Source organism: Kitasatospora sp. NPDC057500 (genome assembly GCF_042802195.1).
Taxonomy (GTDB): domain Bacteria; phylum Actinomycetota; class Actinomycetes; order Streptomycetales; family Streptomycetaceae; genus Kitasatospora.
This window is the reverse complement of record NZ_JBHVER010000264.1, coordinates 1-9,636: the sequence shown is the minus strand read 5'-3', so window position 1 is coordinate 9,636 and position 9,636 is coordinate 1. Positions and strand designations below refer to the sequence as shown.

At 70.0% G+C, this 9,636-nt stretch carries 7 protein-coding genes; 2 read left to right on the top strand and 5 right to left on the bottom strand.

Annotation, left to right across the window (positions count from 1 at the left end; translation table 11 throughout):
• On the top strand, positions 1–1,579 hold a 1,579-nt coding region (locus ACFU74_RS33645; protein WP_380763753.1), incomplete at its 5' end, for a hypothetical protein.
• A 116-nt stretch (positions 1,580–1,695) separates the two neighbouring features.
• Positions 1,696–3,414 (top strand): ABC transporter family substrate-binding protein, encoded by a 1,719-nt coding sequence (locus tag ACFU74_RS33640; RefSeq protein ID WP_380763751.1) that lies wholly within the window; start codon positions 1,696–1,698, stop codon positions 3,412–3,414.
• 76 nt (positions 3,415–3,490) lie between these two features.
• Here ACFU74_RS33640 and ACFU74_RS33635 read toward each other — a convergent pair whose 3' ends face one another.
• The 5 genes from ACFU74_RS33635 to ACFU74_RS33615 all read right to left on the bottom strand — a co-directional run bounded on the left by ACFU74_RS33635 (position 3,491) and on the right by ACFU74_RS33615 (position 9,231).
• Positions 3,491–4,510 carry an ABC transporter ATP-binding protein gene (locus ACFU74_RS33635; RefSeq protein WP_380763749.1) on the bottom strand — a complete coding sequence of 340 codons (1,020 nt, stop codon included), beginning with the start codon at positions 4,508–4,510 and terminating at the stop codon, positions 3,491–3,493.
• On the bottom strand, positions 4,503–5,591 hold the full coding sequence (locus tag ACFU74_RS33630; protein WP_380763747.1) for an ABC transporter ATP-binding protein: 1,089 nt from the start codon (positions 5,589–5,591) through the stop codon (positions 4,503–4,505). The genes ACFU74_RS33635 and ACFU74_RS33630 overlap by 8 nt, the downstream gene beginning before the upstream one ends.
• A gap of 15 nt (positions 5,592–5,606) precedes the next feature.
• Positions 5,607–6,554, bottom strand: a complete 948-nt coding sequence (locus ACFU74_RS33625) for an ABC transporter permease (RefSeq protein ID WP_380763745.1) — start codon at positions 6,552–6,554, stop codon at positions 5,607–5,609.
• Positions 6,547–7,491 carry an ABC transporter permease gene (locus ACFU74_RS33620; protein WP_380763743.1) on the bottom strand — a complete coding sequence of 315 codons (945 nt, stop codon included), beginning with the start codon at positions 7,489–7,491 and terminating at the stop codon, positions 6,547–6,549. Before ACFU74_RS33620 ends, ACFU74_RS33625 begins: the two co-directional genes overlap by 8 nt.
• A gap of 93 nt (positions 7,492–7,584) precedes the next feature.
• Positions 7,585–9,231, bottom strand: a complete 1,647-nt coding sequence (locus ACFU74_RS33615; protein WP_380763741.1) for an ABC transporter substrate-binding protein — start codon at positions 9,229–9,231, stop codon at positions 7,585–7,587.
• Between the last annotated feature and the right edge of the window lie 405 nt (positions 9,232–9,636).

Sequence of the window (9,636 nt, the reverse complement as noted above, 5' to 3'; positions counted from 1 at the left end):
CGCCGCGGCCCGCGCCAACGGCCGCCCGGTGCCCGCCCAGGCCCCCGCCCCGCACCCGACCGGCGCGCCCGCCTCCCCGTTCGGCGCGGCGCCAGAACCGCCCGCCGACGAGGCCGGCGTCTACGCCGACTCCCCCGTCGAGGCGTTCGCCCCGCCGGCCCCGGCCGACCCGTTCGCGCCCGCCGACCCGTTCGCCGTCCAGCAGCCCCCGGCCCCCGTCGGGCCCGGCGCACCGAACCCCGAGGACACCTCGGTCGACGGCTTCGCCCCGATCCGCGACGACCTGCCGGCCGCGCCCATACCCGGTGCGCCCGCCGACCCCGCCGCACCGGGCGGCGCCCCGCAGCCCGGCCTCTTCCCGGGCGCCCCGGCCGGTGCCGACCCGTTCGCCGCCCAGCGCCCGCCCGCCGCCGCGAACGGCGCCCCGGCCCCCGCAGGCCTCTTCCCCGGCGCCCCCGGCCGCCAGGGCGAGCCCGCCGCCGACCCGTTCCGGACCGCCGTCCCGCACCCCGAGAGCGCGCCCGCCGCCCCGGCCGCCGCCACCGCCCCCGCGGCGGACGGCCCGTCCGGCCCGAAGCCGGCCCCCGCCGCCGCCAAGCCCGCGCCGGCCCCCAAGCCCAGGCCCAGCGCCGCCAAGAAGCTGGTCAAGCTCGCCACCTACGCCGTCGTCGGGCTCGGCTTCCTCGGCGCCGCCGCCTACGGCACCGGGCTGATGCTGAACCAGTCCGACGTCCCCAAGGGCACCGTGGTGCTCGGCACGGACATCGGCGGCAGCAGCCGCGACCAGGCCATCCACCAGCTCGACGAGAGCGTCGGCAAGGCCGGCCAGCAGCCGGTCAAGCTGAAGGTCGGCGAGCAGACCATGGACCTCGACCCGATCGCCGCCGGGCTCGCCTTCGACACCACGGCCACCGTGGACAAGCTGGCCCAGCACTCCTACAACCCGATGGACGTCCTCAAGTCGCTCAAGGGCGAGGAGAAGGCCGTGCCGCCGGAGGTCAAGGTCGACCGGGCCAAGCTGAAGTCCGCGCTGGAGGCGCTGGCCGGCGGCACCGGGCAGGGCCTCCAGGAGGGCTACGTCAAGTTCGCCGAGAACGGCGAGACCGTCATCGTCCCCGGCAAGGCCGGCCAGACCGTGGACTCCGCCACCGCCGTCGACCTGGTCGACGCGGCCTACCGCGACCGCGCCGCGGGCAAGCCCGACCAGCCCGTCGCCCTGGCGGTGACCGCCGCCCAGCCGAAGACCTCCGCACAGGCCCTCCAGGGCGCGGCGGACACCCTCGGCAAGTCCGTGATGAACGGCCAGATCCACATCACGGCCGGCACCAAGAAGTTCGACTTCGGACCGAAGACCGCCGCCGTGGCGCTCACCCTCGTCCCGGACGCCGGCGGCAAGTTCGTGCCCAAGTGGGACCTCGACGCGCTGGGCCGCCAGATGGCCGCCGTCGGCTTCGACAAGGTGAAGACGAAGAAGAACGGCCAGCTCGTCCCGATCACCCCGCAGGACGTCGCGGACCAGATCACCGCCCTGCTGGACAAGAGCGGCGACAAGGAGCGCACCTACAAGTTCCCGGTCTGACCGAACCGTTATCGAGGGGCGGGCCCCGATCCGGACCCGCCCCTCGACAACCCCGCTCCCCGGTCAGCAAGATGTGTCGCCTATCGTCCGCCGCATCAGTCCCGGGAGAACCGACCATGGGCCGCCGCCCCCTGTACCGCCGCACGGCCCTGCTCGCCGGCCTCACCGCCGTCTCGCTCTCGCTGACGCTCTGCTCCTGCGCCCCCGGCGGCTCCGACTCCGGCTCCCGCGCCCTGCCCAGCGCGGTCGAGAGCCCCAAGCTCACCGCCGTCGACATCAACCCGCACGAGCGCGCCGAGCTGCGCCAGGGCGGCACCCTGCGGGTGGCGATCCCCCAGTACTCCACCCAGTGGTCGCCGCTCCAGACCGACGGCGGCGAGTCCTCCACCATCGCCGTCAGCAAGCCGCTGCTGCCGACCTTCTTCCGCTCCGACGCGGCCGGCACCCAGACCCCCAACCCGGCCTACCTCCAGGACGCCCACGCCGAGCAGCGGGAGGGCCGGCAGGTGGTGGTCTGGACGCTGAACCCCAGGGCCCGCTGGTCCGACGGCACGCCGATCACCTGGCGCGACATCGAGGCCAACTGGAAGGCGCTGAACGGCAAGGACCCGGCGTTCCGGGCGGCCAGCAGCACCGGTTTCGAACTGGTCTCCTCGGTCGAGCGCGGCAAGGACGACCACCAGGCCGTGATGACCTTCGAGCGCCCGTACTCCGAGTGGCAGACGATGTTCAACGGCGCCGCCAACGCCCCGCTGCTGCCGGCCGCCAAGGTCGCCACCCCGGAGCTGTTCAACACCGCCTACCTGGAGGCGATCCCGGTCACCGCGGGCCCGTTCAAGGTGGAGCGGATGGACCGGGCGGCGCAGACCGTCACCCTGGTCGCGGACCCGGCCTGGTGGGGCGACAAGCCGCTGCTGGAGCGGATCGTCTTCCACGCCATGGTGCCCAACACGATGGCCGCCGCCTTCAACAAGGGCGAGATCGACCTGTTCAACAACGGTCCGGACGTGGCCGGCTACCAGCTGATCCGCAGCACCCCGGGCGCCGCCGTCCGGCGGGCCGGCGGGCCCGACTTCCGGCAGTTCACGCTGAACAGCCGCAGCCCCCTCCTCACCGACCCGACCGTCCGCCAGGCGATCTTCCAGGCGATCAACCGGGACGTCATCACCCGCTCCGACCTCGCCGGGCTGGACTGGCCCACCATCACCCTCAACAACCACCTGCTGGTGGCCAACCAGAACGCCTACCGGGACAACTCCCTCGGCCTCAGCCGCTACGACCCGGCCGAGGCCGCCCGCAAGCTCGACGCGGCCGGCTGGAAGCTCGACGGCGACGTCCGCCGGAAGGACGGCAGGGAGCTCAACCTGCGGATGGTCATCCCGGCCGGCGTCACCCAGGCCCAGAACGAGGCCGCCGTCGCCACCGGCATGCTCAAGGACGTCGGGGTCAAGGTCACCACCGTCACCGCCAGCCCCAACGAGTTCTTCGACAAGTACGTCAACCGGCGGGACTTCGACCTGACCGCCTTCTCGCTGCTCGGCACCCCGTTCCCGGCCAGCGGCAACCGGACCAACTTCGCCACCAACGGCGGCACCAACCACTCCCAGGCCGGCAGCCCGGCGGTCGACGCCGCGTTCGACCGGGCGGCCTCCGCGACCGACGCGGCGGGCACCTTCGAGGCCCTCAACCAGGCCGACGGCGAGCTGTGGAAGGTGGCCGGCATGCTGCCGCTCTACCAGCGCCCGCAGCTGTTCGGCGCCCGCGCCGACCTCGCCAACATCGGCGCCCAGGGCCTGTCCGACATCATCTGGGAGAACGTCGGCTACCTGAAGTGACGTCCCGCCGGGCGCGGCGCACGGCCGGGGCCCCGGAGTCCACGCGACTCCGGGGCCCCTCGCACACGCCTCCGGCTCAGCCCGAGCCGATCACGTCCCGCACCTCCGCGAAGTGGCAGGCCGACTCGTGCGCGGCCGGACCGCTCAGCACCTCGGGCACCGCGAGCAGCGGGACCTCCGCCGCGCAGCGCTCCTCCGCCTTCCAGCACCGGGTGCGGAAGCGGCAGCCGGACGGCGGGTTGGCCGGCGAGGGGATGTCGCCGCTGAGCAGGATCCGCTCGCGCTGCTCGCGCCCGGTCGGGTCGGGCACCGGGACGGCGGAGAGCAGTGCCTGGGTGTACGGGTGGGTCGGGTGGGAGTAGATCTCCTCCTCCGTCCCGATCTCGACCAGCTTGCCGAGGTACATCACGCCGACCCGGTCGGAGATGTGCCGGACGATCGAGAGGTCGTGCGCGATGAACATGTAGGAGAGCTGGAAGTCGTTCTGGAGCTGCTCCAGCAGGTTGATCACCTGGGCCTGGACGGACACGTCGAGCGCGGAGACCGGCTCGTCGCAGATGATGACCTCCGGCTTGAGCGCGAGGCCGCGGGCGATGCCGATGCGCTGGCGCTGGCCGCCGGAGAACTGGTGCGGGTACCGGTTGATGTACTCGGGGTTCAGGCCGACGACGTCCAGCAGGTCCTGGACGGCCTTGCGGCGGTCGCCCTTCGGCGCCACCTCGGGGTGGATCTCGAAGGGCTCGCCGATGATGTCGCCGACCGTCATCCGCGGGTTGAGCGAGGTGTACGGGTCCTGGAACACCATCTGGATGTTGCGCCGCACCGCCTTCAGCGCCGACCCGGAGAGCCGGGTGATGTCCTCGCCCTTGAACAGCACCTGGCCCGCGGTCGCCCGCTCCAGGTTCATCAGCACCTTGGCCAGCGTCGACTTGCCGCAGCCGGACTCGCCGACGATGCCCAGCGTCTCCCCCTTGGCCAGGCCGAAGGAGACGCCGTCCACCGCCCGGACGGCGCCGACCTGCTTCTTGAACAGGATCCCCTGGGTCAGCGGGTAGTGCTTGACCAGCTCCCTCACCTCCAGGATGGGCTCAGCCATGGAGGGTCTCCTTCCAGAAGTGGCAGGCGCTCCGGCGGCCCGGCAGGTCGGCCCCCTCGGCGTCCAGCACCGACACCAGGCGCGGGAGTTCGGTGCGGCAGACGTCCTGGGCCCGGTCGCAGCGCGGGTTGAAGGCGCAGCCGTCCGGGATCCGCAGCAGGCTCGGCGGCAGGCCCTGGATGGCGTAGAGGTTCTGGCCCTTCTGGTCCAGCCGCGGGATCGAGTTGAGCAGGCCCTTGGTGTACGGGTGGGCCGGGCGCGCGTAGAGGTCGTGCACCGGGGCCGTCTCCACGATCCGGCCCGCGTACATCACCGCGATCTTGTCCGCGACGTCCGCGACCACGCCCAGGTCGTGGGTGATCAGGATCAGCCCCATGTTGAACTCGGCCTGGAGCTCGGCCAGCAGGTCCATCACCTGGGCCTGCACGGTGACGTCCAGCGCGGTGGTCGGCTCGTCCGCGATGATCAGGTCCGGCTCCAGCGCCAGCGCCATGGCGATCATGATGCGCTGGCGCATACCGCCGGAGAACTGGTGCGGATAGTCGTTCACCCGCTGCCTGGCAGCGGGGATGCGCACCCGCTCCATCAGCTCGACGGCCTTCTCCTTGGCCTCCTTGCGGCTCGCCCCCTGGTGCACCCGGAACATCTCGCCGAGCTGGTAGCCGACGCTGAGCACCGGGTTGAGCGAGGAGAGCGCGTCCTGGAAGATCATCGCGATCTTCCGGCCGCGCACCGCCCGCCGGGCCTTGGGGGTCATGGTGAGCAGGTCCTCGCCGCGGAACCGGATCGAGCCCGCGGTGATCCGCCCCGGGGGCATGTCGAGGATGCCCATGATCGCCTGCGCGGTCACCGACTTGCCGGAGCCGGACTCGCCGAGCACCGCCAGCGTCTCCCCCGCCGACACCGAGTAGCTCACCCCGTTGACGGCCTTGGCGACGCCGTCCCGGGTGTGGAACTCGATGTGCAGGTCGTCGACCTCCAGCAGCGGGGTGCCGGGCACCAGGCTCTCCCGGCGCGCGCCCAGCACCTCCACCGCGTCCCGGCCCGCGCCGTCCTTCGCCGGTTCGGTCATGTCAGTCATGGTCCGCGGCCCTCCTCAGCGCAGCTTCGGGTCGAGGGCGTCGCGCACCGCGTCGCCGAGCATGATGAACGCCAGCACGGTGATGCTCAGCACGGCGGCCGGGAAGAGCAGGACGTGCGGGGCGTTCAGGAAGCGGGACTGGGCGTCACTGATCATCAGGCCCCAGGAGATCGCCGGGGACTGGATGCCGATGCCCAGGTAGGACAGCGCGGCCTCGGCGCCGATGTAGACGCCCAGGTTGATGGTGGAGACCACGATCACCGGGGCGACGGCGTTCGGCAGGATGTGCCGGCTGACGATCCGCCCGGTCCCGGCGCCCAGCGCGCGGGCCGCCACCACGTAGTCGTTGTGCTTGTTGGCCAGCACCGCGGAGCGCATCAGCCGGTAGATCTGCGGCCAGCCGAGCACGGCCATCACCGCGGAGACCGTCCAGGCGTTGCCCTTGCCCCAGGTCGACATGATGAGCATGCCGCCGAGCAGCAGCGGGATCGCGAAGAAGATCTCGGTGACCCGGGAGAGCACGCTGTCGCCGAGGCCGCCGATCCAGCCGGCCCACAGGCCCAGGACACCGCCGACCAGGACCACCAGGGTGGTGGTCACCATGCCGACGATGATCGAGTTCCGGGCGCCCCAGATGGTGCGGGTGTAGATGTCGCAGCCCTGGACGTCGAAGCCGAACCAGTGGGCGCCGCTCGGCCGCTTCAGCGAGTCGGCCAGGTTGCAGAAGCCGCCGGCCCGCGGGTCCGCCTCGGTGAACAGCCCCGGGGCGACCGCGAGCACCACCATGAAGACCACCAGGAACCCGCCGATCAGGAACAGCGGGTTGCGGCGCAGGTCCGCCCAGGCGTCGCTCCACAGGCTGGCGACCCGCTCGCCGCCCTTGCCGCCCTTGTCGCCCTTGCCGCGGCCGCGCTGCCCGGGGATCGCCGCGCTCGCGTTCTCGCTCTTCGTCGGCTCACTCATAGCGGATCCTCGGGTCCAGGACGGCGTACAGCAGGTCGACCACCAGGTTGGCGAACAGGTAGACCATCACCAGGGCGCTCACGATGCCCACGACGATGGTGCGTTCCCGCAGGTAGACGGACTGGAAGAGCTGGTGTCCGACACCGGGGATGTTGAAGATGCCCTCGGTGATCACCGCGCCGCCCATCAGGCCGCCGAGGTCCATGCCCAGGAAGGTGACGATCGGGATCAGCGCGTTGCGCAGCCCGTGCCGGACCACCACCCGCAGCGGGCTGAGGCCCTTGGCGACCGCGGTCCGGACGTAGTCCGCCCGCATGACCTCGATCAGGCTGGTCCGGGTGAGGCGGGCCACGTACGCCAGCGAGGTCGAGGCCAGCACGTAGCCGGGCAGCAGGTAGGAGCGGAAGCCGGCCTCCTCGTTGAAGGAGACCGGGAAGAAGTCGATGCCGTAGTCGGTGTTGAGCTTCACCCCGAGGAGCAGTTGGAGCACGAAGCCGATCACGAAGACCGGGATCGAGATGACCATCAGGGTCGAGATCAGCACCACGTTGTCGATGAACCTGCCGCGCCGCAGGGCGGCGACCACGCCGGCGGTGACACCCACCACCATCTCGATGGCCAGCGCGGTGAGCGCCAGGTTGATGGTGTACGGGAAGGCCCGCTGCATGACGTCGACGACCTGGTTGCCCCGGTAGTCCTCGCCGAAGTCGCCCTTGAACAGGCCGGTCAGGTAGTCCCAGTACTGGATGAAGAACGGGTCGTCCAGGTGGTACTGGTCCCGGAGGACCGCGACGACGGCGGGGTCCTGCCGCTTCTCACCTGCCAGTGCCGTGATGGGGTCGCCAGGCAGCAGGAAGACCAGTGCGTAGATCAGGAATGTCGCGCCGAGGATCACAGGTATGGCCTGGATGATCCGGCGGACCACATAGCGGCCCATGCGGTCTCCTCGTGGTGGGGGCACGCCGGAGCCGGGCGGCGCGGGGGTTGCCCGCACCGCCCGTCAGGGCGCGCCGGTCGGAGTGGACGGCGGTCAGGCCAGCTCGACGTTGGCCAGGTCGATGCGGTTCTGGGCGTCCACGACCACGTTCTTGACGGTCTTGGTGTAGGCGGCGGAGGTCATGTAGGTGTAGACCGGGATGTACGGCAGGTCCTGGATCAGGATGTCGTCGGCCTGCTGGTACAGCTTCTGGCCCTCCTCCAGGCTCTTCGCCTGGTCCGCCTGGGCGAGCACGGACTCGAACTGCTCGTTGACGTAGCCGCCGTAGTTGGAGCCGTTCTCGATCGCGACCTTGGAGAAGATCGGCCGCAGGTAGTTCTCCATCGACGGGTAGTCCATCTGCCAGGCCATCCGGAACGCGCCGGAGAACTGCTTGTCGCCCAGCGAGTCCAGGATCTTGCCGAACTTCTCGAAGGGCTTGAAGGTGACCTCGACGCCGAGGTTCTTCTTCAGCTGGTTGCCGACCGCCTCGATCCACTCCTTGTGGCCGCCGTCGGCGTTGTAGCCCAGGTCGATGGTGTTGTTCGGGACGCCGCCGGCCGTGTCGAAGAGCTGCTTGGCCTTGGCCGGGTCGTACTTCGCCGCGTCGCCCATGGCGCCCTTGCGGTAGCCCGGGACGATCGGGCTGATGAAGTCGTCGGCCGGGACGCGGGTGCCCGAGAAGATGGTCTTGGTGATCGCCTCGCGGTCGATCGCCATCGAGATCGCCTTGCGGATCTCCGGCTTGCCGTAGGCGGCCGGGTTGGTGGCGATCGGGAAGCCGATGAAGCCGACGCCCGACTCCGGCTTGTAGATGTACCGGTCGCCGAACTCGTTCTTGACCGTGCCCATGGCCGAGATCGGGAGCTTGTTGGTGATCTGGATGTTGTTGGCCCGCAGATCGTTGTAGGCCGTCTCCAGCTTGTCGTAAATCTTGAAGGTGACGGAATCCAGCTTGGCCTTTCCGGCCGACTCCGGGAAGTTCTCGAAGCGCTTGATCTTGATCTGCTGGTTGTGCTCCCACTTCCCGTCCATCTGGAACGGGCCGTTGCCGATCGGGGACTCCTCGAAGGCCTTCTTGTCCTGGAAGAAGGCCTTCGGCAGCGGGTAGAATGCCGTGTAGCCCAGCATGATCTTGAACTGCGAGAACGGCGCGCTGAGGGTGACCGTGAAGGTCTTGTCGTCGACGACCGTCAGGCCCTTGAGCTTGTCGGTGGCCGGCTTCTTGTCCTTGCCCGGGGAGAGTTCCTCGGAGCCCTCGATCTTGGAGAAGAAGGGCAGGGCCTCGGCCGCGTTGTCCTGGTTGGCACCCCAGTTCCAGGCGTCCACGAAGGACTGGGCGGTGACCTTCTCACCGTTGTGGAAGGTGAAGCCGTCCTTCAGCTTGATCGTCCAGACCTTGCTGTCGGGGGACTCGATCGACTCCGCGACGCGCAGCTTCGGCTCGTTGGTCTGCCGGTCGTACTCCACCAGGCCGGCGAAGACCTGCGCGAGCACCTGGGCGCCCTCGGACTCCGCGGTGTTCTGCGGGATCAGCCCGTGCTGCGGCTCACCCGACTGGATGGCGATCGAGCCGCCCTTCTTGCCCGACCCGTTCGCGCCGTCCGAGGACTTCTTGTCGCTGCCGGTGCTGCAGGCGGAGATCGCGAGCGCGGTGCAGGCCGCCAGCGCGGACCAGCGCATCGTCTTGGTGAGCCTCATTCAACTGCTCCTCGATTTAGGGGCTTACGAACGAACGGCGCCCCGCCATCCGGTGTGCCGGGTACGACGGGGGTCGACATCTCAGGGCCGAGCCGCACAGCCGGCGAGGTGACCACTGATACGCGCAGAGCAACTATCGATCAACCGACCCCTTCCGTGGAATCGCCGTCACATCTCTTTTCAATTACAGGCCGAGGCCAAGCCGTGACAATACTCGGCAAATTCCGCCATATCGCGCCCGGAATCACCGGCTCCGCCTTCCGGATAGCGGACCCGAAGTTCCGGTATTCGAATATTTACGAAGCGTAATGATCGATTTCGAGGGCCGTCCGGAACGGCCGGACGGAATTGCCGCAGGTCGGCGGGTGGGCAAACGCCGGAGCGCGCCCTCCGGGAGGAGGACGC